Genomic DNA, 23,402 nt, shown 5'->3' with positions numbered 1-23,402 from the left:
ACATTTCTCGAAATAACTACAGCCGCTATTTTAGGAAAACGCATAAACTTGAAATAGTGGAGATAGCACCATTCATGTTGTGGGCTATCTAAAAGAAAGCCCCCCATGAGAGAGACTTCCTGATGTTGCCAGTCCTACACCTGCCACACATCCTCCGGGAGAGGAGTTAGAGACACTCCGTCGCCCGGTACGGACATGCTGACCATGCGGACGCTACGGCTCAGCCATGCGAACAGTTCCGGGAACATCTGATCGTTGATCTGCATGGGAGGGCGCCCCGGGCTGATGCAGGAAAGCTCCGACAGATCGGCACGGCCGATACCGAAAACGAACACACTGAGCTTGCGGGCAGCCGTCAGTTCCTTCAATCGTCCCTCCAGCTCCCGGTGTCGGGCGCTGGTCGGAACCCCGTCCGTCATCACGACGAGCCAGGGCTGGTAGTATTCCACTCCGTGTTTCCGATAGGTACGCTTGCGGCTGTCGAGTTCAGCTAGAGCCAATTCGACGGCTTCACCAAGGAGCGTTTCATTCTCCTGTGACGTGGATATCTTCAGGACTGTGTCAGATTCCCGGATCGGACCGAACTCCTTTACTGTTGCTACCGTCCGGGCGAATGTGATCACCGCTACATCGGCGGCCAGTTTTGCCAGAGGATCGGCCAGAATGTCGCTGACGAACCGCTGAAGCCCGGTATTGAGTTCGTCCATCCGGGTGACGAGATTGTCTCCCGTGACGATATTCCAGTTGATCCCGTCAGAATATTCCTGACGGAGGATGTGTTGGTTGCCGCCCCGGACAATACCGTTCATACTGCTGCTGGCATCCAGCAGGAAGAGAACGGGAAGGCGGGCGTTGGTGTTGTTGCTGAACTCGCGCATCGCGGCGAGTTGTTTCTGTTTGTTTGGTTGTGTCGATGATGATATAGACATGGTTTATTCAAGTTAATTGTTGGTGGTTGGATTCCGGGTTGCCTGATTCAATGCGCTACGACGCCGTATGCAGAGCCTGCATAAAGATTTGGCATGAGATTGCCGTAAACGCCGTGCGACATCGTCAGGAGCCTCCCGGAAGAGAATCCCGCAGTCCGCACAGATGTTGGATGTCATCTGTACCAGCAGACTTCGGGGTGGGCAGGGACGGTCGTACAGAAGATCCCGGTACATGGGATGATCCTTTCCGCCTCCCGGCTCCATATCCCTGAGGTATTGCAGCAAACAACGCGCCAGATACCCCGGTATGGCGCGTGGACGCAAATCGCGACGCTGGACACAGGTAAGATTGTGACCGAGAGCGTCGCGGAGCTTGCGGGGGAGATACGACCAGACATAGCGCCCGGGCGTATTGGGCGGGTAGAATCCCGCCGGAGGCTTGTACGAAGCAAACGGGTACGGCAGCACGCCCTTTCCGGCGGCTTCCCGCATGTCTCCTTCTCCCCCTTGCCGGGCAAAGGGAGACAGGCCGAGCGTCAGCGTCATGAAGAGCAGGACGGACAAGGCGTAGGCATCGTGGCTTCGGGTACGGAGAAAGTCTCCGAAGTTGCCGTGAAGCTCCGGTTCCCGGAAACGTTCCGTACCGACAGAACAGGGATAGTCTTCGATTTGGAAACTGTCGGCATCAACCCAGCAGACGGAACCATAGGGAGAAACCATCACATTACCGGGATGCAGATCTCCCAGAACGACACCGTAACGGTGCAGAGTATGGACGGATTCCGACAGGTTCAGGCATAGTCTGGTCAGATCGTAACGAGTCCATGAGGGGAACTGTTTCTTCAGTAGCTCCGCATGAAACGCAAAAGCCCCGAGCGGAACACTGTCCACCCGGGGCATCAGTACGCCGATAAAGCGTTTCAGTTCGTCGTACAGGATCTCACGTGGCCACGCCACGCACGGGGAACAAATGGGGCGGGAACACATCAGACGAAGCTTCTGCTCGCGCCAACGCATCCGTTTCGTTGGATGGTAGAGCTTGGCAACGAGTGGAGATCCTAATGCCGAATGGGCAACAAGGACCGATCCTTCACCGCCTTCCGCAATGAGTTTTCCCAGAACGATTCGTTTCCCCTCACCTGAAAACAGAACATCCCCGGCCGAGTACTTCCTGCTATTGCCGCAGAGTTCTTCATCCAGCCGCCTCACCTGATGGCGGAGTGCATAGAATGGAGTCATGGAAACATGACGGCAGGTAATGAAACCGTCACATATAGATGACGCGGAGGGAATAAATTTTTCAATTATGATTGATAAAAAATGGATATGGAAACATTTTATCAATCATATTAGGACATTCATCCTATGTCTTGATTCATGATGCCATTGATCGTGCTCATCAATGAATCAAAAGGCTCCGGTTCATCAAAGAGCATGGCTGAAGTCTGTTCGTAGTCCCTTTGCCATTTTTCTCGCAATTCAAGAGCATCCGGGATCAGTTTCAAATCCGAGGGAAGCAATGTATCGTAATCGACCCATGTCTGCCAATGGTAGAGCTTGCGTTTGTCCCTTACATCGAAGAATAGCTCCTTATCAACATATCCCGCTCGGATAAGGGCTGCCACATCATAATAGTGGCGTGCCAGCCTGGTCTTGATATTCCATCCTTCATGCGGACGGGTATTATTCTCATGGAAATGAAACACTTCTCCCAGAATGTTCGGAAAGGGCTAATCGTTCGTACTTCAGTCGAATCTGAAAACTCCGGAAATCCTTCCCCAATGTAAGAATCGACCATCCTGGCTTCGGATGGTTCCGTCTGAGCTCTCCCGCTCAATTCGATTTTGACAAAAGGACGAATGTAGAGGCTTTCATTCTGTTCGAACAAAGATGGATAATGGATTAAGAGGACAAATGGATCACGGGCCGTGGACAGATCTTCCAACTCGATATGCACATTCTTGATTCCCATTTCTTTCATCCTCTCCTCCATGAGAGGCTGGAGAACATGCTCCATCATCCTCCGGTAGTGGGGGCGAATCTTACGCAATGTAGCATCCCTCTGGCTGGCGGATTGAAACGCTGTCGGCTTATCTTCTTCACCCAGTTCAGCGAAGAAACAAGGAGATAACGCAACATCGATATCCTCAGAGAAACGGCGTATGATCCTGTACGCTTTGGAGAGGGACGTTCCGCCTCTGAAGCATAGATAAGGATTCAAGGAGTCTTCCTGAAAAAGAATATTCAGAGCCCGGCATACCCAGAAATCCTTTTCAACAATAGAAGGAATGATACCCAGCTGCTCGCCAATGTAGCGGCACAGGAATATTCGATCTTCGGATGGGAGACTGAGGAAATCACTCATGAGAGACAGGGGGCGCTATGACTTGTTGTAGAATGGGGCGCATCCATACAGGAACAAGTTCCATATCACGAGATAATTGTTCCTTTTCCGTATCGGAAAGCCGCTTGGTTAATTGAGTGACAACAAAATCACGATCTATCGACTTCCTGCCCAGCGAGCGCAACGCTTGAACGACCAATCCCGTAATACTCCCCGACAGGCGCATCAGTTTCGGAGATGTCTTCTTGAAGCGGAGTTTCCATCCACCTACGTGAACCGTTGCAGAAGGTCGATCCGTCAAATACTCGTACCGCCCGGCCATTTGGTCGGAAAGCCACAAGGCGTTAGCGGCATAGATTCCATTAGGTAAAAGACGAGCTTCATTTTTCCTTGCCCAGGCTTTCGCTACCTGTTCCTGGTCAGTTGGTACAGGCAAATTAAATCTCTTGTTGGTCGCCGGTATCTCATAGATACCTGGAAGGATACGCTTGAGCTCGCCATCCCTTGCCATGCGAGAAAGCGCTTGATCTACTGCTGTCCTGGGCCAGAACGCAAGAAAATCGGAAGAGGTAATAACCTCTCCTTTTGCCTTCTCGGAAAATATTTTTTCCCTCAGCTGGCTCCTGATGCTACCCTTCATGATTAAAAAGTATTGTTTATCTGACTAAAATGACTGAAGTAAAGATCAACTAACCGCTTCGGGAATGATAGAAAAGTATGCTTCAGCATCCTTACGGGAAACACCCTGCCTGTAGTGGGATTCGGTCATCTGCGTTCCACTATGTCCCATCCAGCGGGCAACATCCGGCAAGGGATGGAGAGCTGCCTGATAGGAAGCGAATGAGTGTCGCAACGCATTCTTTGGTATCGTGATGCCGGCTTTGGCTGCCAGCTGGTCCAGGCGATAGCCATATCTGAGTTCGTCATTCCGGGTCATTGGCTCCCATTCGCCTGCGGCCAGCCATGCCTTGATTTGCGGGGAGATGGGTATGTAACGATCCTTCGTTTTCCCCTTGGGTCCCTTCGCGATCTCACGCGAAACAAAGATATCGTCATGTCCATCCGGTTTGTCCTTGTATTGAACAACCTCTGAACGTCTTAGCCCGCACAATCCCTGTAGGACAATACGGGAAAGCATGGGGCGGTCATATTTTAATGCCGCCTCAAGCAATTTCCGGAATTCGTCCGGGGTAAGAATCCCGATAGAGATGTGATCCCTGGAAGGAGCGACGGTCAAGGAGACCGGGTTTTTCTGAATCAGATCGTGCTGAATGGCCCAGAGGAAAAAGGCATTCAGCGTACCGCGGTACCTGTATTTGCTGGTATTCGAGAGGGGCTTTCCCTGATACCGGAACGAATCCAGTTTGTCATTGATTTCGGCGGCGGTGATTGATGACAACTCCCGGTTGCTCCAGCCTTGCTCCCATTTATCAAGTTCATGAAGCACGTTCTTATGGTGGGCCGGCTGGCATTGGCCCCGATCCAGCATCAGCTGCCTCTCCTTTCGATACTGAGCCATGGCGTCATCCAGAGATATACCCGCCGGGGGTGGTTTCGGGGCAGTAATGTCAACATGATCAGCAATGACGCTTAATTGTGATCCGAGTAAATCCTTGATTTCCTGCTCTTTGGTATCCGTGAGAGCATCTTTCCACCACGAAAGGAGATCAGTTGCAAATGCCTTTACCTCTTCAGGATCTTCATGCTGGTACAAATATTGAAGCGTATGTTGCAGAAGGTTGTTGTTCTTTCCAAATTTTCTCCACAAGCGGATAGCGAACATTTCGACCACGGATTCTCCCTCTGCAACCATATTGAATATTGCCAGGGCATCGTCGATATGACCCTTGTCATACATATCGTAGAGAGCCCGGGCTTCGTCGTAATCGCGAAAGGTGCGCTCTTTCCATTCTCCCGTGTCCTTGTCAACAAAGCGGAGCCGCCAGACTGAAGGGCGGCCTTTCTTCTTCACTTCAGTGAGTTTGACTTTGCTGCCATATCGGCCTTTGGCATGCTTCCTCTTCATGTAACGAGAGTAATGGTTTACAGAAAAAGCTTCAAGACGAATTAGGGGACAAACTGGGGGACATGTTCGTAAATTGTTTACAATGAATAAAAGTGTTTAGATTCAGGTTCTAGTGGAGGCAACTCTGTGAAGGTTCGAGTCCTTTCGGGCGCACCATATAACCCCTTTTAAGTTAACAGCTTGGAAGGGGTTACTTGTTTCAGGAGGAGTTCGTGCAAATTTCATGAAACGGCCCCAATCTGAGTACAAAGTGTGTACACTTTCAGGCTATTTTTAGCCTTATTCCATAAGGCATTTCTGTCATACATATCACACAATGAACGGCTCATTTGGCCGCTTTGTAAAACGGAAATCTTGCGATCTATATATAATTGATATAATATCAGTCTATTGTGTTAATTTATGTCTATCTACACTCTTCACCATCAAGTGCGGCAGCTGGATGAAACGCTCTGCGGGAATGGCAGGAAGTATTTGACCGGAGATGTTCTATTCTCAGGGCGGGGAAAACGAATCATTCTGGGAGAATCTATTGCGAAAGGCGGCGAAGGTTCCGTTTTCGCTGCCCTAGCAGCATCGGAATCACCACTCGTTGCGAAGCTCTACCACCCGGCTCAACGAATACGCTGGCGCGAGCAGAAGCTTCGACTGATGCGCTCTCGTCCTGTGTGTTTCCCGTGCGTGGCGTGGCCGCACGAAATCCTGTATGATGAACTGCGGTGTTTTGCCGGCCTTGACTGCCAGCTGATGACTGTCTCTATAATTCCTTCAACAGAAATTCTTCCAGATTCATGTGGCGGATGCCCTCCTGATTATCGCCCAGAATCATATCGTTGAGCGTCACCACATACTTGGGATAATTGTCCTGAACGGCCAGCAGATTCCCGAACTCCCGGGCGGCTGTCTTCTCGTCGGTGACACTGAGACTCATCTGGACATAGAGCTTGTCTCCCGATTTGTCGGCGACAAAATCAATCTCCTGCTCCTTCAGCTGTCCGACATGAACGGAATACCCCTGCTGAATCAGATGCAGGTAAACCGCATTCTCCATCACCTTGTGAACATCCCGTCGGAAATTGAAGCCTCGAATGGCATGGCTGATGCCGATATCCTCGAAGTAAAACTTCTCTCCTGTTTCGAAAATCTTCATGCCGCCCACTTCGGCGCGGGAAACCCGGTGAATCAAATAGGCATTGCTCAAGGCCCGCAGGTAATTCAGCGTCACCTGGGGAGACAGATCCACCCTCTGCGACTTCAGAAACTTGCTGATGTTATTGGCTGAAAACAGATTGCCGATATTGTCGGCCAGATAGGCCACGAGATCTTCCAAGAAATGCACATTGCGTATTTTCTCCCGGGCCACCGTATCCTTCAACAGAATGGTGGAATAGACGGAACGCAAATACTCGAAAGGAACATCGGCTTCCAGCCCGATATGAGCCAGATAGGGCATACCGCCAAACGTCAGATACTTCTTCAGGTTCTCCTGTCCGGCTTCCAGACGATGGAAGGTCAGGAACTCCCGGTAACTCAAGCTGTGAACATCGAAACTTACGGAACGCCCGGCCAGATGAGTCGCTAGTTCCCCCGAAAGCATTTGGGCATTGCTGCCGGTGCAGAAAATATCGCACTTCTCCTCGGCCAGCAGGCTGCGCAGGCAGAACTGGAAATCCTCGATCTCCTGTACCTCATCGATGAACAGGTAATGGGGTCCCGGCTTACTCAGCAAAGGTTCCAGATAATGTGACAAATCCTCATGGGTACGGATATCCCGGAATTGCTCCAGCTCCTTGTTGATGGAAATGATGTGCGCCTCCGGCTCCTTCCTGCGAATTTCCTCCATCACCTGACGCAGGATAAAGCTCTTGCCGATACGACGCTGCCCGGTAAGAACCTTGATGATGTTCTTGCCGATAAACGGAGCAATGCGTTCGGTATAGTGGGGGCGCGGAATAAGAGTCGTCATTTTTTCTTCTTACGATTGATAAATATATCAGCCGAACAATTTTATCAATCATAATTGAAAAATCTATTCCATTCGCGTCATCTATATGTGACGGTTTATTACCTGCCGTCATATTCTCATGACTCCATTATACACACTCCACCATCAGGTAAGGCACCAGGAAAAGCACTTGCGTTCTGGTTTCGCATACCAAGTCTCTTGCCTTACTATTTAGCTTCTCGCCAGAACGCAGCAGCATCTTTTCGCAGAACAGGAGCCATATAGCGGCTCCTCAGTAATGAGGTGTCACGGTGTCCCATTTCCATTTGTAACTCCGACAGGTTTCGGAAATAAGCAGCATGATAACTCGCAAACGTGTGGCGACAAATATCGGGCACCCAGTTACTCTGGAAACCGGCAGCTCTGCGCAAAGCTTTCCATTTGTGTTTCCAATTTCGAGGAATATAACGGTCTTTCTTCCTGATATTGTGAATCCCTCTTAGAGATACGGCTCTGCCGCCGCCAGTCTTACTGATGGTAGACCGCACGATTACCAGACGCTCATCCCACTGGAAGTCAGTTTTCTGCAAACGGCTTACCTCAGTCGGTCTGATTCCGGCGTAAAGCATCAAATTCAAGGAAAAACGCATATTCCTGAATTCGGGGTGTGTAGCAGCTTCCTTCAGTTTTTCCACATCCTCCAGGGAAAGCGGCTTAATGTATCTTTCTTTTATCTTGGGCACTTCAATGCGGACTACCGGGTTTACATCACACCATTCCTGGCGAATGCCGTAAGTAAATATGCTGTGAAGAATAACGCGCCCCTTCGTATAACTGCTTGGACTTGAACCGAATGCCTTCTCTAAAATCTTCTTGCATTGAACAGGAGTCATGGAACGCAAAGGCAATTGGGCAACGCCCTCGACACGTAGAATCCGACGAATGAAATGGCGCAAATCTCTTTTCGATGACGGTCTCAGATCCTTCCGGGCATCGACACTTGCCCAGGCTGCTACTTCCAAAGTGACTGTATGAGAGGCAGATTTTACAACGGACACTCCTTTTTGCAACGTGTTGCGCAGAAGAACAATCAGTTCTACCCGGTTGAGCCCCCGAGCCAAATTACCGAGATTTTCAATAGCTTCTAGTATAAGACGAGCCAAATCGCACTGTGTAAGGTCAACCTTCTTCAGTAATTCTTTTGCAATGAGATTTTCAGTGAGTTCTTCATTCATAATGCTGATGTCAAAAAAAAAAATCAAAATGATATTTTTGAAATAATTGGGAAGGATTTAAGGGAATTTTTTTTCTGATTCTTCCATGAATTATGGATGAAATTGTCATGGATTATTCCTGTTAATGTTTGGTTATCGAAGCACAAACACGGAATCAGCATTATGAATGCTGTATCGTGTTCTTCAGTAAGAAAATTTATGGGATCGGGTCAACTGGTTAAATGTATTTGCAATCAAACGCATGGAGGCGATGTGTGCAGCCATTGCGGTTTGCCCCATTCTACAGCTCGTTATCTCTCACTAACCGGTCCTCTGCTGCCGTTTTTCATTCTGGCCGGCATGGCTGCTGTCTTCTGTTTTAACCACTACAATATTGCAGATCGACTGAACGGGCAGATCGAGGAAACTCAGGAGTTCATTCCCATAATTCTTAGCCCGGAAACTCCACTTTCCTCTGAAGCAGATCCGAAAGCAGACCTGAAAGCAGACCTGAAAGCAGACCTGAAAGCAGACCTGAAAGCAGACCTGAAAGCAGACCTGAAAGCAGACCTGAAAGCAGACCTGAAAGCAGACCTGAAAGCAGACCTGAAAGCAGACCTGAAAGCAGACCTGAAAGCAGACCTGAAAGCAGACCTGAAAGCAGACCTGAAACCACTAACCCCCGAATTACTCGAAAAGAAGGCCTATCATATGCTGTACCTTCTGGTCGGTAGATATCCTGAGGGAGAATCCATTTCTACCATGTTTTCGGAAGAAATTCTTAATATGTCATTGGATATCAAAACATCCCGTGACGATATTCTGGAAAGTATGAACAGGTTCCTTGCCAGATTTCCCGTACGCGTTGTCAGGCTAACCTCCTTAGGAAGAAAAGACCGGATGTTAGAAATAAATACCAGACGAATCTTTCTGGATGCAGAAGGAATGCGGCTGGATGTATATGGCAAGACCGTTGTCATGCTGGATGCGGAGGGTCAAATCACAGGATTGTCTGATGACATTCAGGATACTCCTGCCGAACTAAGCAAAGGTTTCACCCCCATTGAATACTCTCGACAGAAAACTATCAGCAACAACCAATAAACATGAATAACAAACATTACTTCAAGAACGCATTCGTATTACTCATGGAAGCCGGCGTACTAACCTTCGGTCTGGGTTCCTGTGCCAACATGTCAGATACAACAAAGACGTATGCTCAGGCTACGGGAATAGGAGCAGCTGGTGGAGCTGGTGTGGGAGCTCTGGCGGGTCAGGCTATAGGAGGTGATACTAAATCTACTGTTATCGGAGCTGCCATTGGGGGGAGCATTGGCGCAATCGCCGGCTGGTTCTGGGGGGATTACGTTGTCCAGCAGAAAAAAGAATACGCCAGTGTAGAAGAACAGATCAGACACAGCAATCAGGTTATGGACAAGCTCATTGCACAGACGAAATCCAGAAACGCGGAATTGGCTCAGTCTATTGCCAATCTGAAAAAAGAAAAAAGGAATCTCGCCTCTTCCGACGTCAAAACAAAATCACAAAAAATGACGAGGGAAGTCGATAAGCGCATTTCTATTCTCAATGAAGAAGTAACCCTGGCGCGAAAAGCAGCCGATAATGCTTCCGGCAATCAGAAAATCGCTCTGCGAGGCAAGATCAGCACGCTCAGTCATGAAATCAATTCTCTGGCAAAACACAAGAAAGCCCTTTCTACCCTTTCTGCATAAAAGTCAAAAATTATTTACCGGGCTTGACTCCACCAGGCCCGGTAAAGACACGGATCTTATATTTCCGAAAAATTCCCCATCTAATGAACCTGCCTTTCTTATGAATACGAACAATCACCTCTGTCTAACAAGCGTTTTTGTTGTCTCTTGTACCTTGCTCTCCTCCTGCAGCACTACCGGAGATCCCACCCAAGGAGGTATTTTCTGGTCTCCCGATAAGGCCATGGAGCGCCGTCAAAGTCTACTGTCGGAACAGTCGGTCAAACAAGCGACATACAATAAGATAAAAAAGACGACAAGTAGTTACGCTAATACCCGAGACGATCTTCTGAAAAAACGTAACGAGTTGCAAGCCCGCAAGGAAGCCTCTTCCTCACTGCAGGATAAGGAATCGATCAACGCGGCAATCAAAGATATTGAGGCTGAACTGGGAAATATGTAGCCAGCTTCCTCATTGCGTTTGTCTCCTACGTGATAACGGTACATGAATAAACCGTCCAACATCAACTTTGGCCGTCTCGCCTTTGTTCTTCTTATCGGTGGTTCGTTGCTGTATAGTTTTATCATCTCCGGTTATCTGGAGGAGGAGACGCGCAGAGTGGCAGATATCTCGATCGAGTACGGTTTCTACGCAGGATACAGTCTGTGGGTACTGGGAATGGTTCTGTCCAATATTCTCTCGATCAACCGTATTACACGCCGAAAATATGCCAGAAGCAAGGGACTGAACACTGCTCTGCAAATCTGGTCGCAAACACTTCTGGGGGCCGGTAAAGCCAGCATCGTTGCCCCTGTCAAGGTTTACCGGGAGCTATCTGGTCAGGGAAACCTGTTGGTCAGGCTGGTATCCATGGTGGAAGTCTACATCATGCGCCCGATCGTTTCTCTGGCTGTTCTGGCAGCATATGCTCTCCTGTCCGCACTCTTCATTCTTCCTCTATCTTTCTTTAAACTGCAAACTTCCCGTTTTTCCAGCGAAGAAACGAATGAAAATGGGGTCCGCATGCTGCCTGTCGCCTGTGTAGCCGGTTCGGATACAACAAGGACTTCTCTTTTGCGAGCCCTTGTTTCAGCCTTGGGAAACGTATCCGTACCCCGGTGGTACACGTACGATACTCCTCGCATCAATACCACACGCACTCAACCCAGATACAACTACATCGAATTGTTGCTCAGCCGCAAGAGAAACGACAAACAACCTACACTTTGCCTGCAAATTTGCGATTTCGAAGGAAGCGATGCGGCCTCTATTAATTCGTTAGATGCCATGCCCTTCTACTCTCTTTTGCAAGGCGCCGTTTTTGTGGTGGAAGAAACGGCTGGCAGTGCCTCATTTGCACAAGCCTTCGACAAGTGGCATGAACTGATGAGCACGGCCTACAAAACAAGATTGCAAAAGCTTAAATGCGCCGTGGTCATCCGGTCGAATGACAAGATTCTGCCCTTTGATGAAGCATGTGAGCTTGATGCCGGTGCGGATCAAGCCGCCTGCCGTCATTTCCTTCATGACCTCCAATGGGCTGATGTTCTCGGAAAAGCCGATCTTTTCCGAAATACGGCATTTTTTTCCATCTCCTCCAGCGACCAGGAATTGAACGAATGTCCCGGCGTTTACGCTCTCGCCAAATGGCTGTTACAAAATATTCCCGCCTGATCCCGCACTTATCTTTCCCTCTCCCTCAATTCACACACACCACCATCATGACTAACCAGAATAATCCAGAAGACTGCATCAGCGAATGCATATTTGAATCAGCTGAAGAAAATATCATAATAGAAAATTCCGGTATGGAAGGTTCTTCCGTTTCGGAAACCGCTCCGGAGCAGGAGAATCAACCGGAATCTCCACAGGAAATGGAGCCGGAAGAAGGCCCCGTCTCCGAAGTCGAGCTGCGGCAGAAATTCACACCGGAGAGCAAAACCGGATCAGATGTTGAAGTGGAATCCTCACCGGAGTCTGCTCCTGTAGCCGTGCCGGAGGAAATTGCGTCAGATATTCATTCGGAGACAAGCCCTGAATTGGAATCCTCTCCGAAAGCTGCCCCGGATTCTTCTCCTCAGTCCGTCATTGAAGAGCCGACTTCTCACCAGGCGACAGCTGACCTGACTCCGATACTGAATGTCCTGACTACCCTGCAAACGCAAATATCCAGTCTCCGGGAAGAGTTCAACAGCAAAATGCGCTATGACGCCTCCAAAAAAGAAATCATTGACAGGCAATATCAGGAACTCGATGCCTACCACCGTGAAATACATGAAAAACTCAACAAGGCTATCGTGATGGATCTTATTGCTGAGATCGACGGTGCGGAACGAAGCGCCGAACATTACAGAGCTCTGGAAGCCACCCCGGAAAACTATGCCAAACTCCAGAAACTGGTCCTGGCCCATGCCGAAGACCTGCGCGATCTGCTCGAAAACAACGACATCGATTCCTTTCGCACCGAAGCAGGGGCCGCTTTCAATCATAAACGCCACAGCGTACTCAAGACCGTTGCAACCGACGATCCTTCCCTGGCCAAAACCATTCAGGCCTCTTTGCGCTGGGGATTCGAAAAAGACGGAAAAGTCATCCGCCCCGAAAAAGTAGCCGTCTACGTACTGGCAACGGAATAATTACTTTTTCCTCTACCATCCATTCCATGACATCACACATATTTTCATTATGAGCGAAAACACTAAAATCAAAGTATACGGTATCGATCTGGGTACCACGTATTCCGCCATTTCCCATGTGGGCGACAGCGGCAATGTTGAAATCATCAATAACCCGGACGGCGGTTCCATTACAGCTTCCGCCGTCTTCTTTGAAGATGGCGGTATTGTTGTCGGGGAAGGGGCCAAGGAATCCGCCTATACCGATCCGGATAACTTTGTCCACTTGATCAAGCGTGAAATGGGAACAACCTGGCGTAAAACTTTCCTGGATAAGGAACATTCTCCCGAATCCATTTCTTCCCTCATTCTTAAATACATGGTGAAAGGAGCCGAGATGAGCGGCCATGAAGTAAAGGATGTCGTCATCACGTGCCCTGCCTATTTCAATGAAGCCGAACGCATGGCCACGAAAGCAGCCGGCGAACTGGCAAAACTCAATGTACTGGCCGTTGTGGACGAGCCCATTGCCGCAGCTATTTCCTACGGAATGGGGATAGCCGGAAACGATCAGGGAGAAACACTGGAGACAAGGCAGATCATCGTCTATGACTTGGGCGGCGGTACGTTCGACGTGACCGTCGTGGAGATTTCTCCCAGGGGAGTAAAGGTCATTTGCTCCGATGGAGATCACAAGCTGGGGGGGGCTGACTGGGATGCCGCTCTGCGTGACCTGTTGCTCGAAAAACTTCTCATTGAAAACCCCGAAGCAGGCGACCTGATGGCCGACTCGGAAACCAGGGCTGCCTTGATCACGACAGTGGAAAAGACAAAAATGAGTCTCAGCCAGAAAGAAACAGCTACCGCCCGCATTACCTGCTGCGACGGCAGCAAGAGCAAGGTGAGTGTGACTCGGGAGGAATTCAATGAAGCGACTCAGCCTCTGCTTAACCGTACGATAGAATTCACGGATGCCATGATTGCCATGGCTCGTGAAAAAACAGGTGTGGAAAAAATAGATGAATTCCTGCTGGTCGGAGGTTCTACTTATATGCCGCAGGTGATGGAGATGGTTAATAGCCGCTACAAGGACACGTTGAGGGTAGAGCCCAAACTGTATGAGCCCAATCATGCTGTTTCCAAGGGCGCTGCCCTCTATGGGAATAATAAAGCTATCAGGGATCTTTATGAAAAGGTTCTTAAAGATCTGAAAGAAGCAAATCCCGATACCCCGACAGGAAAACTCGAAGACGAGGCAAATAAGAAAGTTGCAGACGAATTTTCGTTGGCACCTGAAACGATTGATACTGCGGTTAACACCGAGATGATTACGGTGGCTTCCAAAAGTATCGGTATTCGGGTGAAGAACAAGGAAGGTATATTTGTCTGTTACAACCTGATCGAAAAACAGAATGAAGTTCCTTGCAACAATACTCAAACTTTCCCTGTTTCTGCCGCTAATGCAGCCACTCTGCCTCTCATCGTCTATTCCAATAACATTGTGGGAAAACAAGCGGATCTGGACTGTTGCCTGGAACTTGGCAAAGCAACCATGGAATTGACTCCCGGCTTGCCCGCAGGAGCTCCTATTGAAGTAACATTCGCGCTGGATCCTGAAGGCCGGCTCGAATTGACTGCCCGGGATGTTACCAATGACAAAAAAATTGTTGTGCCCTTCCAGGTAGAAGGAGTCCTCAGTGAAGAAGAACGGAAAAAGCTGGAGGAAGTTGTAGCCGATCTGGAGATGGCCGATTAACCAACATAAATCATGAACAGGATAGCCGTGGGAATTGATCTGGGCACAACATACAGCTGTGTGGCATATGTAGGCAGGGATGGCCGTCCCCAGGTTTTGCTGAACAGTGAAGGTGAACGCACGACGCCTTCCGTTGTCTGGTTCGATGATGATCGAATTGTCGTAGGCGATGAAGCCAAGCAGGAGGCTTCCATGAGTCCCGGCGAAGTGTGTACCTTCATTAAACGCGAAATGGGTTCGGAGAACTACCGCTTTTCCTGTTCAAAGGGTTCGTACAGGCCGGAGCAGGTCTCGGCCTGCATTCTGCGTAAACTGGTGAATGATGCATCCGAGCGTCTGGGGCAGGAAATTCAGGATGTGGTTATTACCTGTCCGGCCTACTTTTCCCATCAGGAGCGCGAAGCCACCAAGGCGGCCGGGGAGATTGCCGGCCTCAATGTTCTGGAAATACTCAATGAGCCCACTGCCGCCGCCATGGCCTATGGACTCACCCAAAATCACCATGCCGAAGAACGCAATATCCTGGTCTACGATTTGGGTGGAGGAACCTTCGACGTGACCATTATTAATGTTTCCCCCAAGGGACTGAATGTAGTCTGTACCGATGGCAATCATCTCTTGGGTGGAAAAAACTGGGATGAAGTCATGCAAGGAATGCTGGTGGACCGTTTGCAGATGTCGTCGGAAAGCGCAATCGACCTCTTGTCTGACCCTGCCGCCAGTCAGGATATGCAGTTATTAGCTGAAAAGGCTAAGAAAACACTTACATCTCGTACAGAGGCACAGGTTTCCTATAAATTCGAAGGCGAAAAACTATACGCCCACATCACACGTGAAGAATTTGATTCAGAGACGGAATCCCTTCTTCAAAGTACAATCAGAGGAACGAAACGCGCTCTGGATATTGCCCGGGGAAAGGGAGTAAACAGAATCGATGAAATCATTCTGGTGGGAGGCAGTACCTACATGCCTCAGGTTTCCGCTGCAGTTGAAAGAGAATTGGGGATTACTCCCATTTCCTATGATCCGGACGAATCGGTAGCCAAGGGAGCAGCTATCTCCGCACTGGCCCATCTGATGCGCGAACAGATTGGAGATGGATTCACTCTGGAAACAGACGATACCGGTGAATTTACGCTGGAAACGGAAGGGAAGCTTCAGGAGTTGGCGGATGACAGCGGATTTACCCTGGAAGCGGTCAGCAACATACTAACCCCATGTTCCAACGTATGCAGTCGCAGCTTCGGTCAAATTTTGCTCCGTCACTCCGATAGGGTGTCGCGTATTTATAATCTCATTTACCGCAATACCAACCTGCCGGTCGAAGCAAACATGCCCAGTTATACTGTTGAAGACAATCAAAATACCGTACATATACAAGTAGTGGATAATCTGGTGGAATATCCAGCCACACCCGAAGAAGAGAGAATACTCGATAGAGAAGGAATCGATCCCAACGACGCTCGTCTCATCTGGGAAGGAAATCTGCCTATTCAACCGGGACTCCCGGCTGAGTCTCCCATAGAAACCGTTTTCAAGCTGGATGAAAGCGGGCTACTCACTATCTTCTCACGGGATCCAGCCTCCGGTCAGGAAATCAAAGGAGAAGTTCAGACGGCCTGTACAATTCCGGCGGAACAGCTGAACGCCATGAGGAAAGAGTTGGAGCGAGCTACCATCGAATAACTTCTCTCTTGAGAGTTTCCCACTCACTTTATTTTCTGTTGAAACGGGTATGAAAAAAAGAAATTACTTTGAAATCCTGAATTTATCCCTCGATCCTCTGGAGACCAATGTTGACAACGCATTGGCCAGGCTCAAGCAATGCACTGCCGAGTGGAGCAGCGCCCCTCAGGATGATGTTTTGAGGAAGACATGGATGGAAGCCGTTCCCGAGATGGAAAAGGCTCTTTCAAATCCTCAATCTCTTCAAAAGCAGGCAGAGGAAGCCCTGAAGAATGAACAAAAACGAGTCAGAAATTTCCTGCAAAACGCCGCTGTCGACGGTCAGATTTCCAGGGCAATCTTCCGGAACATCTGCAATAATGTACAGCTGGAAATAGATTCGGTTTCCTCTCTTGCCGATGAACAGGGCATTGTCATCAGCAGTCAGGCGGTTGACAAATCATGTAAAGCTCTCAGTGTCCCTCCCCAACCGGCAAATGGCCATCCCGTATACCTGATTTCTGCGTCTCGCGATATTCAGAAATTGAAATGTTGCCTGGAAGCTGCGGGAAAAGCCAGTATTTATGAGTATCTGAATTGCAAGAATTCTCTTTCGCCCGAGCAACTGCTCAAAATCAATTCGGATAAGAGTAGAGAACCCAACAAGGGCGGATCCGCCAATAATCCGGTCAATACCATTAAGGTAGAGATTACGACTATTGGCGCCAAATACTTCAAGAACGAAGAATCAAAGAAACGTTACGATTACGCATGGCGGGGGCAGGAAATTTGCGAACGTGTGTTTGCTGCCTTTCCAAACTATGTGGAGGGTTCACCCGGTACCATATCACCCATATACTACACCAGGTTATACGATACCCTATGCGCCGAGGGGCTGGATTCCACAGACGCGCAGTGGCTGGTATACCGCCGGTGCTGTCAGGGCAAGGACAAGGTTCCTTTCCCGTGGCAGGAACAATTCACGGAGTGCCCGAAGTGCAAGTCCAGAAATGAAGCCAACAGCAGCCGATGTTCTCAATGCGGTGAATTATTTCGTATCATGTGCCCGAAATGCGGAAAGTTCATTCAGGCATCAAGCTCGAAATGTCATTGCGGTACCCGCTTTGATGCTGCCCGGAAAGTGTATGAAAGTCTGGAAAAATGCGGGAATAGTCTCAGGGGAAGCAGTAAAGAACTGGATACGGCTCAGAAAGAAATACAAGGGATTCTGCGTTCCTTCCCGGATTATGTGCCGGCCCGCAAGCTTCTGGATGAACTGGGAAAAGCCAAAACAGTCAAATTGCTGGATACGCTGGAACCTCCGTCCATCAAGAGTGTGCGGGCATCAGGAAAAGCGCTGGAAATCGTCTGGATCAAGGCTCGCCATCAAGGAAATGAACTTGACCGCCTGCCGGATGCCAACGGTACTCCGATCAATTACATGCTGCGTCGCAAACGCAATGGGATTCCCGTTGGTCCGGATGATGGGGAAGCGCTTGGCGGCAGCGCGGCCTCCCCTTGTACGGACAAGCTGGCAAAACCTGGCGTGGAATATGGCTATGCCGTTTTTGCCGTAGTGAACAAGCGCATTCTGAAGGGCCTCGCGGGCGGCAAGGGCATGGTGCTGCCGGAGGCGGATTTTCATGTTTCCATGGGGGATGGCAGAGCCCGGCTCACATGGTGCGCATTACCGGCAGGATGGTCTGCCGCTCTCATCCGAAAAGAAGGGGGAGAACCTGAATCCATCAATGATGGCACACGCCTGCCGGTCGATGGAGGCAGTAACAGTTTTCATGATACCGGATTGACCAATGGCCGGCAGTACGGATATCTGCTGGTATTGCGTGGCAGCGGACATGAATTAACCGCCCGTGCTTCCGGCACGCCTCAACTTCCCCCGCCGATACTGGAGCCTGACCAGTGGAATTACAAATGTTTGGGAACGGATATCCATATTCATTGGGAACTGCCTTCCGGCGCTGATGAAGTGCGCTGGATGATCTCCGACAAAATGCCGATTGCCCCAGGCAGCATAGTAACAGCCAATCGTTTCAAAACAGTCGGAGAAACCGACAAGGGTGCCCAGGTTACCATACTTCGCGAAATCAATCTCTGCGGAAAGTTCCTCATTCCTCTGGTAATCAAGGGCGATACCGCTCTCATATGCACAGGTCGGCACGGCGGATTGCAAAATCTTCGCCTGCGCAGAAATCCAGGCCGAATATACCTCCAATGGACCTGGCCGGAAGGCTGCAGCGAAGTGACCGTGGCCTATGGAAACAAATCATTCGCGGAGAATCCGGATGATTTGAATGTCAATGAGATACGTACTTGCAAACGCAACGGCTTCGAACAGGCACATGAGCTCATTATTCCCGTCATGGAAGACAAGGATTATTATTTTTCCGTTTTCATGCAAGTGGGGAGTATGTCCTCTTCAAGCTGGTCTGCCCCGCGCAACGTGTATTCTCCCGCTCCGGGCGGAGGGAACAGGGTGAACTGCCGAATAGCTAAACGTGGTCAAGGGTGGGTATTTGAAGTAAAAAGCAAAAAAGGCATTCCTGCCATGGAGATACGGTGCGCTCGTCGCGTATTTCCTCTTTCCAGACAGGATGGGAAGAAAGCTCTGGCAGTTGAGGCCTCCGGACAATCCCGGGTATCAGTCCCTATTCCGGATAACATGGTTGCAGCTGGTAATTGCTTCATGCCCTTTGTATCTGGAGACTCTCACTACGATTTGATTTTCAATCGCAAATCTCTTTCCATGGAATAAACATATGGCTGGCGAATTATATTGCCCACATTGTTACAAGCAAATCAACGACAAGGAGTTGTTGTTTTTCAAACCTTCTTGCGGAGATAAATTGCCTCCTCCCGCCCCTTCCGTTTTGCAAAATCTGGGAATTGGCGGTACGCCTTCAAGCATTTCATGCACCAGAAATAACAAAAGTACCTGCAAGATCTGCGACCGTATCCTGTCATTCCGTGCGTGCCCGATTTGTAAGGGGGGCATATCGGCTAACAGAGAGGGCAAGCCGCTCATCATAGCCATTACCGGTACAGCCGGTTCAGGAAAAAGCAGTTATATCCGCGTTGTGGTCAATCAACTTCGCAAGCTTAGTGAGATATGTGGCTGGACGATTATGGAACAAGATGCTGGCTCAAGCAAAAATTCCATGTATCTGATTCGTAAAGGAAAGTCAGACAAGGGACGCCTGATCGTATTTGCCGAAGTCACAGAAGAAAAGCTTTCTCCCGCCCTCATGACAGCACTTTCGGGTATTGTTTGTCTTGTGGATCCTTTGCAGGTTGAAGCGCTGCGGAATGAACTGGGAACAACCGACATCGTTTTGCCGCCTCTGAACGGAACGGAACCCCATCGTCTCCTCTTGAAGCTGGGGCGTGCATGTCCTGCAGTACCACTGGCTGTTGCCGTTTCCAAACTTGATGCATTAGCATGCCCGGACATCAATTACACAGGTCGTTGGAGACTGAAAACAACCGAACGTCTGGTATGCCGCGATAGTTCGTACCGGGGCTCGCTTGATCAGGAAGAAATGGAAACGGTGAGTTGTGAAATGGAAAGTTGGGTGGCAGCGGCTGATGTGAACATTATGGAAGCCTGCAAAGCATTCACTCGAAAGCTTTTCTTCGGCATCAGCACAAAGGAGCCGGCTTTGCGCGTAGAAGATCCTCTTCTGTGGATTCTTTCATAGAAGAGAGTGACGGAAAGCAAATAATACATGTATGGCCAATAAAAATACAGACTGTTACGGGAGTGCCCGATGGGCGAGCGCCCACGATTTGGCAGAGGAAGGCCTGTTTACTTTCCCCAATTTCCAACACTCGCCGGATTGTTTTATCAACAGCCGAATTCGACGGGACTTTGTGGAACGGGAACCAGCCAATCGTTGTATGGTGCTGGGACGTTTGGTCAATCCTGAAAAACTGGTATCCGGCATACGTCAGGGCTATGAGGCTTCCATGGGGTCACTGATGTCCGGTTTGTTCAGCCTGATCAGCAATGGACATGAAAATCAGCTTTTGGGTTGGTCAGGAGATGGTCATATCATTACAGTAGCCCCCACGCGTTCCGGCAAAGGCGTAGGTCTGGTAGTTCCGAATCTGTTGCACTATCCCGGCTCTGTGCTGGTCATTGACCCGAAAGGGGAAAATTACGCCATTACGGCTGACTTCCGCCGCAAAATGTTCCGTCAGGAAATCATTTGTCTGGATCCTTTCCATGTGATGACGGAAGAAACGGACAGCATTAACCCGCTTGACAGCCTTGTCGACTATCGGAAACCAACGTCTACCTATCTCACCCAAAATCCGGAATTGGGCGATATCGCCGCCAATATTGCCGATGCCATGATTGTGCGCGATGCCGGCGCCAAGGATCCGCACTGGGATGACAAGGCTCGCACCCTGCTCAGAGGACTTATTCTTGCTGTTATCTGCGGTAAAGGCCCGCACCGCTTGCGTCATCTGTCCGAAGTACGGGAGTTACTGGCTCAACCTTTCCACGTCATTGGGAATTTCATTCTGGATTCCATGTGTCAGGACAAGGTTGCTGTAGGAGGGTTGCTGAGTCGTGCGGGTAATGAAATTCTCTCTACCGGTAATGAAGAATTAAAGAGCATCATATCCAATGCCCTCAAGCACACGGAATTCCTGGACTCGGGGCTGGCCTGCAAATCTCTGGGGGATATGAATGATGGTGGTATTGGAACGTACGATCTGGCCGATCTCAAAAGCATAGGCGGAGTTTCCATTTATATGATTATTCCTCCGCAGTATCTGGTACGCTACTCGCGCCTTATCCGTCTGTGGATCACGATGGCCATGTCCGCCATGACCAGGAGCAGCCGGAAACCGGCAGACGGATGTCCTGTGCTCTTCATGCTGGACGAAATGGCCCAGCTGGGTTCTTTGCCCATGATGAAGCAGGCGGTGAGTCTGCTGGCCGGATACGGCATGAGCATCTGGATGGTATGGCAGGATCTTTCCCAGCTTAAAGCCCTGTATGAACACGACTGGCCTACCTTTCTGGCAAATGCCAAGATTCAGCAGTTTTTCGGTATTAACGATCACGAAACGGCCAAGTACATCTCCGAAATGCTGGGGGCGGCCACCATAACCAGCAAATCTGTTTCTCACAGTCAAAGCGGCAAGTTTACGGAATTTGTCAAAAATAAGAGTGAAAGCGAATCCTTTTCGGAAATTACACGAAACCTTCTCAATCCGGACGAAGTTCGTCGCCTGAATCGCGAAGCTGTGCTCACTTTCGTCCAGGGTATTCCTCCCATTCTGGCGGAACGCCTTACTTATTACAGCGATCACATGTTCTCTGGAAAAGCTTCCTCCAACCCCTATTTTAGCAACAATCTCACAAGAAAATAAACAGACGCCATGAAAATGAGAGAACAGGCAGAAGATCGTTTACGTGAATGCGAAGAAAAACGCAAAAATCTCGAATCTGAACGCAATGCACATCAGGATAATTTTCCGGATGATGGACGTCCCTTCAACGAACGCCTCGAAGAACATCAGAAAAAGCTTGAAGAACTGAATAATGAGGTGGAAAAGGCCAAACAGGAGGAACACGAAGCTCAAATGGAACTGGATCGTGCCAAAGCCATGGAGCAAAAAGCCCGGCAAGAGAGCATAGAAAATCGAAAGGAAATGAACCAGGGCCGGGAAGACGACCACACGGAACAACAGAGATGGGAGGAGGAACAACGTAAGACTCAGGAGGCAAAGGAAGAGCAATATCGTCAGTGGCAGGAGGAATGCCGTGAAAAAGAGAGAGCCAGACAACATGAGGAAGCTGAGAAGGAACGCCAAAAGGAACGTGAACGGTTTCAACAAGATCGCTTTTGTGAAGAAAAGCAGGAACGTTTCGAAAAGAAGGAACTTAGCCGGGAACAAGAGGGACGAAGTAGATAATTGAACGCTATGGGTATTTTTGCTGTATTTGCCCGATTAATCAAATTTTTCGGGTCAACCGCATTCACGCTCTTAAAACTGCCTTACCAGATCATATCAAAGATCTTCGGACCGTTTGTCGCATTTTTTCTGTACATTCCTATGATGTTGATCGTCTTTGGAGTTTTTATCAAACTTTTTGAACAGGAAGTGGTAGACAAATCTCCCTGGAACTCCATGACCCTCTTTCATACTCTTCCTTACAAGGAGCGGCAGGAATTGATCGATATGACGGAAATGGCTTCCTTTGTCTATCTGGATACGAATGCCTGGGGCAATGACTTAATTCGTCTGCAAGACAAGGGATATTTCCTTCTGGAAAAACCGAACCTGAACGATGGAGGGTTGACCTATGCCTTGATGGCTAGGGCGAATAGTTCTCTGAATTCCCCCAATCCCGGTAACCTTGAAATAGAGAATACGGTCTATATTCTCTTCAGAGGCAGCATGACTCTTGCCGACGCCCTTGACGATGGGCAAATGATTTTTTCTGATGAGAAGCTGGAACACATGGGGCGCTTTACTGTAGCCTTACGAGTTACTCGCGAACTTTTGGGAAAATACCCCAAACACCATTTTGTCCTTGTCGGGCATTCCCTGGGAGGAGCCACTGTTCAATATGTGCTAAGACACATATCTTCCTCCAGACTCAAAGGCTATACAGTCAATCCCATTGGCCTTCCCGGTAAAATCGGAATTATTCCTGAAAAACGCCTTGTGGATATCGTACATGAAGCTGATATCGCTCAAACCATTATGCTTGATTCTCGTCTTGTGGGGAGAGGCATCCTTGTTCGCGGCCATTTTACCCGACAATCTGACGACACATGGACTCCGGATTTTTCATTACTGAGTGCTGCTTCACAGCATTCTGTGAATAAGACATTGAAGAATATGATTGCCCAACATACAGGTACTTATGCCCCACCATCCAACAACCAGATTGCCCAACCAAAACCGGGAGGAATCAAGGCTCCTGTGAAAACAAATTTCAGAGAAGCGTTCGGCGATACTCTTTAATTCGTTTCCCCTGCAGCTTCATATCGCAGATAGGGTCAATTCGGAAATCTACCAAGTAAACTCTGGCGCCGTAAGGCGAACAGATTCGAATTCTTTCATGTACGCCAACAATAACACTCTTTAAGTGAACAACTTGAAGAGGGTTATTGTTGTTGATAGAGAAGTGGTCAATTTCATGAAACGACCC

Annotated in this window: 20 protein-coding genes; 12 read left to right on the top strand and 8 right to left on the bottom strand. The window is 49.2% G+C overall.

Translation table 11 applies throughout. The features are described from left to right. Positions 1 to 134: 134 nt before the first annotated feature. The 8 genes from OQH67_RS07945 to OQH67_RS07910 all read right to left on the bottom strand — a co-directional run bounded on the left by OQH67_RS07945 (position 135) and on the right by OQH67_RS07910 (position 8,479). Complete coding sequence (locus OQH67_RS07945) at positions 135 to 929, bottom strand: vWA domain-containing protein (RefSeq protein ID WP_215711687.1); 795 nt, start codon at positions 927 to 929, stop codon at positions 135 to 137. Between the two features lie 12 nt (positions 930 to 941). Beyond that, positions 942 to 2,168: a hypothetical protein gene (locus OQH67_RS07940; protein ID WP_215437587.1), complete on the bottom strand. Its 1,227-nt coding sequence runs from the start codon at positions 2,166 to 2,168 to the stop codon at positions 942 to 944. 119 nt (positions 2,169 to 2,287) lie between these two features. Next, positions 2,288 to 2,554, bottom strand: a complete 267-nt coding sequence (locus OQH67_RS07935) for a hypothetical protein (protein ID WP_164917346.1) — start codon at positions 2,552 to 2,554, stop codon at positions 2,288 to 2,290. Continuing rightward, positions 2,500 to 3,294 (bottom strand): nucleotidyl transferase AbiEii/AbiGii toxin family protein, encoded by a 795-nt coding sequence (locus OQH67_RS07930; RefSeq protein WP_215437590.1) that lies wholly within the window; start codon positions 3,292 to 3,294, stop codon positions 2,500 to 2,502. The genes OQH67_RS07935 and OQH67_RS07930 overlap by 55 nt, the downstream gene beginning before the upstream one ends. Next, positions 3,287 to 3,913, bottom strand: coding sequence for a DUF6088 family protein (locus OQH67_RS07925; protein WP_215437593.1), 627 nt, complete (start codon positions 3,911 to 3,913; stop codon positions 3,287 to 3,289). The genes OQH67_RS07930 and OQH67_RS07925 overlap by 8 nt, the downstream gene beginning before the upstream one ends. Positions 3,914 to 3,958: 45 nt before the next feature. Beyond that, positions 3,959 to 5,299 carry a tyrosine-type recombinase/integrase gene (locus tag OQH67_RS07920; RefSeq protein ID WP_215437596.1) on the bottom strand — a complete coding sequence of 447 codons (1,341 nt, stop codon included), beginning with the start codon at positions 5,297 to 5,299 and terminating at the stop codon, positions 3,959 to 3,961. A 757-nt stretch (positions 5,300 to 6,056) separates the two neighbouring features. Continuing rightward, positions 6,057 to 7,265 (bottom strand): ATP-binding protein, encoded by a 1,209-nt coding sequence (locus OQH67_RS07915; RefSeq protein WP_215437599.1) that lies wholly within the window; start codon positions 7,263 to 7,265, stop codon positions 6,057 to 6,059. Between the two features lie 206 nt (positions 7,266 to 7,471). After that, positions 7,472 to 8,479 carry a tyrosine-type recombinase/integrase gene (locus tag OQH67_RS07910; RefSeq protein ID WP_215437612.1) on the bottom strand — a complete coding sequence of 336 codons (1,008 nt, stop codon included), beginning with the start codon at positions 8,477 to 8,479 and terminating at the stop codon, positions 7,472 to 7,474. 96 nt (positions 8,480 to 8,575) lie between these two features. Here OQH67_RS07910 and OQH67_RS07905 point away from each other — a divergent pair, with 96 nt between their 5' ends. From OQH67_RS07905 to OQH67_RS07850, 12 genes are read left to right on the top strand one after another with little or no spacing between them, the layout of a single operon-like run. Then, positions 8,576 to 9,562 carry a hypothetical protein gene (locus OQH67_RS07905; protein ID WP_215711686.1) on the top strand — a complete coding sequence of 329 codons (987 nt, stop codon included), beginning with the start codon at positions 8,576 to 8,578 and terminating at the stop codon, positions 9,560 to 9,562. Between the two features lie 2 nt (positions 9,563 to 9,564). Then, entirely contained in the window at positions 9,565 to 10,191 is a 627-nt protein-coding gene (locus tag OQH67_RS07900) for a YMGG-like glycine zipper-containing protein (protein ID WP_215437618.1), read from the top strand. Continuing rightward, the gene (locus OQH67_RS07895) at positions 10,136 to 10,633 is read left to right on the top strand and encodes a hypothetical protein (RefSeq protein ID WP_215711685.1); all 498 of its coding nucleotides are present in this window, start codon (positions 10,136 to 10,138) and stop codon (positions 10,631 to 10,633) included. Before OQH67_RS07900 ends, OQH67_RS07895 begins: the two co-directional genes overlap by 56 nt. A gap of 42 nt (positions 10,634 to 10,675) precedes the next feature. Beyond that, positions 10,676 to 11,845, top strand: a complete 1,170-nt coding sequence (locus OQH67_RS07890; protein ID WP_215437624.1) for a hypothetical protein — start codon at positions 10,676 to 10,678, stop codon at positions 11,843 to 11,845. Beyond that, positions 11,818 to 12,807, top strand: coding sequence for a nucleotide exchange factor GrpE (gene grpE, locus OQH67_RS07885; protein ID WP_215459028.1), 990 nt, complete (start codon positions 11,818 to 11,820; stop codon positions 12,805 to 12,807). Before OQH67_RS07890 ends, grpE begins: the two co-directional genes overlap by 28 nt. A 49-nt stretch (positions 12,808 to 12,856) precedes the next feature. Then, positions 12,857 to 14,542, top strand: a complete 1,686-nt coding sequence (locus OQH67_RS07880) for an Hsp70 family protein (RefSeq protein WP_215437630.1) — start codon at positions 12,857 to 12,859, stop codon at positions 14,540 to 14,542. Positions 14,543 to 14,554: 12 nt separating this feature from the next. After that, positions 14,555 to 16,228 carry an Hsp70 family protein gene (locus OQH67_RS07875; protein ID WP_215437632.1) on the top strand — a complete coding sequence of 558 codons (1,674 nt, stop codon included), beginning with the start codon at positions 14,555 to 14,557 and terminating at the stop codon, positions 16,226 to 16,228. Between the two features lie 49 nt (positions 16,229 to 16,277). Beyond that, positions 16,278 to 18,980 (top strand): zinc ribbon domain-containing protein, encoded by a 2,703-nt coding sequence (locus OQH67_RS07870; protein WP_215437636.1) that lies wholly within the window; start codon positions 16,278 to 16,280, stop codon positions 18,978 to 18,980. Between the two features lie 4 nt (positions 18,981 to 18,984). Further along, positions 18,985 to 19,923 carry a nucleoside/nucleotide kinase family protein gene (locus OQH67_RS07865; protein ID WP_215711684.1) on the top strand — a complete coding sequence of 313 codons (939 nt, stop codon included), beginning with the start codon at positions 18,985 to 18,987 and terminating at the stop codon, positions 19,921 to 19,923. A 31-nt stretch (positions 19,924 to 19,954) separates the two neighbouring features. Further along, complete coding sequence (locus tag OQH67_RS07860) at positions 19,955 to 21,610, top strand: type IV secretory system conjugative DNA transfer family protein (protein ID WP_215437641.1); 1,656 nt, start codon at positions 19,955 to 19,957, stop codon at positions 21,608 to 21,610. A gap of 9 nt (positions 21,611 to 21,619) precedes the next feature. Then, positions 21,620 to 22,156: a hypothetical protein gene (locus OQH67_RS07855; RefSeq protein WP_215437644.1), complete on the top strand. Its 537-nt coding sequence runs from the start codon at positions 21,620 to 21,622 to the stop codon at positions 22,154 to 22,156. A 9-nt stretch (positions 22,157 to 22,165) separates the two neighbouring features. Next, positions 22,166 to 23,215 (top strand): alpha/beta hydrolase family protein, encoded by a 1,050-nt coding sequence (locus tag OQH67_RS07850; protein ID WP_215437646.1) that lies wholly within the window; start codon positions 22,166 to 22,168, stop codon positions 23,213 to 23,215. Positions 23,216 to 23,402 lie beyond the last annotated feature (187 nt).

Origin of the sequence: Akkermansia biwaensis, from assembly GCF_026072915.1 — a bacterium.
GTDB classification, from domain to species: Bacteria; Verrucomicrobiota; Verrucomicrobiia; order Verrucomicrobiales; family Akkermansiaceae; genus Akkermansia; species Akkermansia biwaensis.
Note: the sequence above shows the minus strand (reverse complement) of the source record. Positions and strands in the feature narration are given on the sequence as shown.

Coding starts and splice junctions, on each gene's coding strand:
- OQH67_RS07920 (WP_215437596.1), bottom strand. CDS start 5,299: ATGAAGAGGAAGCATGCCAAAGGCCGATATGGCAGCAAAGTCAAACTC.
- OQH67_RS07915 (WP_215437599.1), bottom strand. CDS start 7,265: ATGACGACTCTTATTCCGCGCCCCCACTATACCGAACGCATTGCTCCG.
- OQH67_RS07850 (WP_215437646.1), top strand. CDS start 22,166: ATGGGTATTTTTGCTGTATTTGCCCGATTAATCAAATTTTTCGGGTCA.
- OQH67_RS07860 (WP_215437641.1), top strand. CDS start 19,955: ATGGCCAATAAAAATACAGACTGTTACGGGAGTGCCCGATGGGCGAGC.
- OQH67_RS07945 (WP_215711687.1), bottom strand. CDS start 929: ATGTCTATATCATCATCGACACAACCAAACAAACAGAAACAACTCGCC.
- OQH67_RS07865 (WP_215711684.1), top strand. CDS start 18,985: ATGGCTGGCGAATTATATTGCCCACATTGTTACAAGCAAATCAACGAC.
- OQH67_RS07930 (WP_215437590.1), bottom strand. CDS start 3,294: ATGAGTGATTTCCTCAGTCTCCCATCCGAAGATCGAATATTCCTGTGC.
- grpE (WP_215459028.1), top strand. CDS start 11,818: ATGGCTGTTACAAAATATTCCCGCCTGATCCCGCACTTATCTTTCCCT.
- OQH67_RS07855 (WP_215437644.1), top strand. CDS start 21,620: ATGAAAATGAGAGAACAGGCAGAAGATCGTTTACGTGAATGCGAAGAA.
- OQH67_RS07940 (WP_215437587.1), bottom strand. CDS start 2,168: ATGACTCCATTCTATGCACTCCGCCATCAGGTGAGGCGGCTGGATGAA.
- OQH67_RS07890 (WP_215437624.1), top strand. CDS start 10,676: ATGAATAAACCGTCCAACATCAACTTTGGCCGTCTCGCCTTTGTTCTT.
- OQH67_RS07895 (WP_215711685.1), top strand. CDS start 10,136: ATGAAATCAATTCTCTGGCAAAACACAAGAAAGCCCTTTCTACCCTTT.
- OQH67_RS07900 (WP_215437618.1), top strand. CDS start 9,565: ATGAATAACAAACATTACTTCAAGAACGCATTCGTATTACTCATGGAA.
- OQH67_RS07880 (WP_215437630.1), top strand. CDS start 12,857: ATGAGCGAAAACACTAAAATCAAAGTATACGGTATCGATCTGGGTACC.
- OQH67_RS07910 (WP_215437612.1), bottom strand. CDS start 8,479: ATGAATGAAGAACTCACTGAAAATCTCATTGCAAAAGAATTACTGAAG.
- OQH67_RS07870 (WP_215437636.1), top strand. CDS start 16,278: ATGAAAAAAAGAAATTACTTTGAAATCCTGAATTTATCCCTCGATCCT.
- OQH67_RS07875 (WP_215437632.1), top strand. CDS start 14,555: ATGAACAGGATAGCCGTGGGAATTGATCTGGGCACAACATACAGCTGT.
- OQH67_RS07925 (WP_215437593.1), bottom strand. CDS start 3,913: ATGAAGGGTAGCATCAGGAGCCAGCTGAGGGAAAAAATATTTTCCGAG.
- OQH67_RS07905 (WP_215711686.1), top strand. CDS start 8,576: ATGAAATTGTCATGGATTATTCCTGTTAATGTTTGGTTATCGAAGCAC.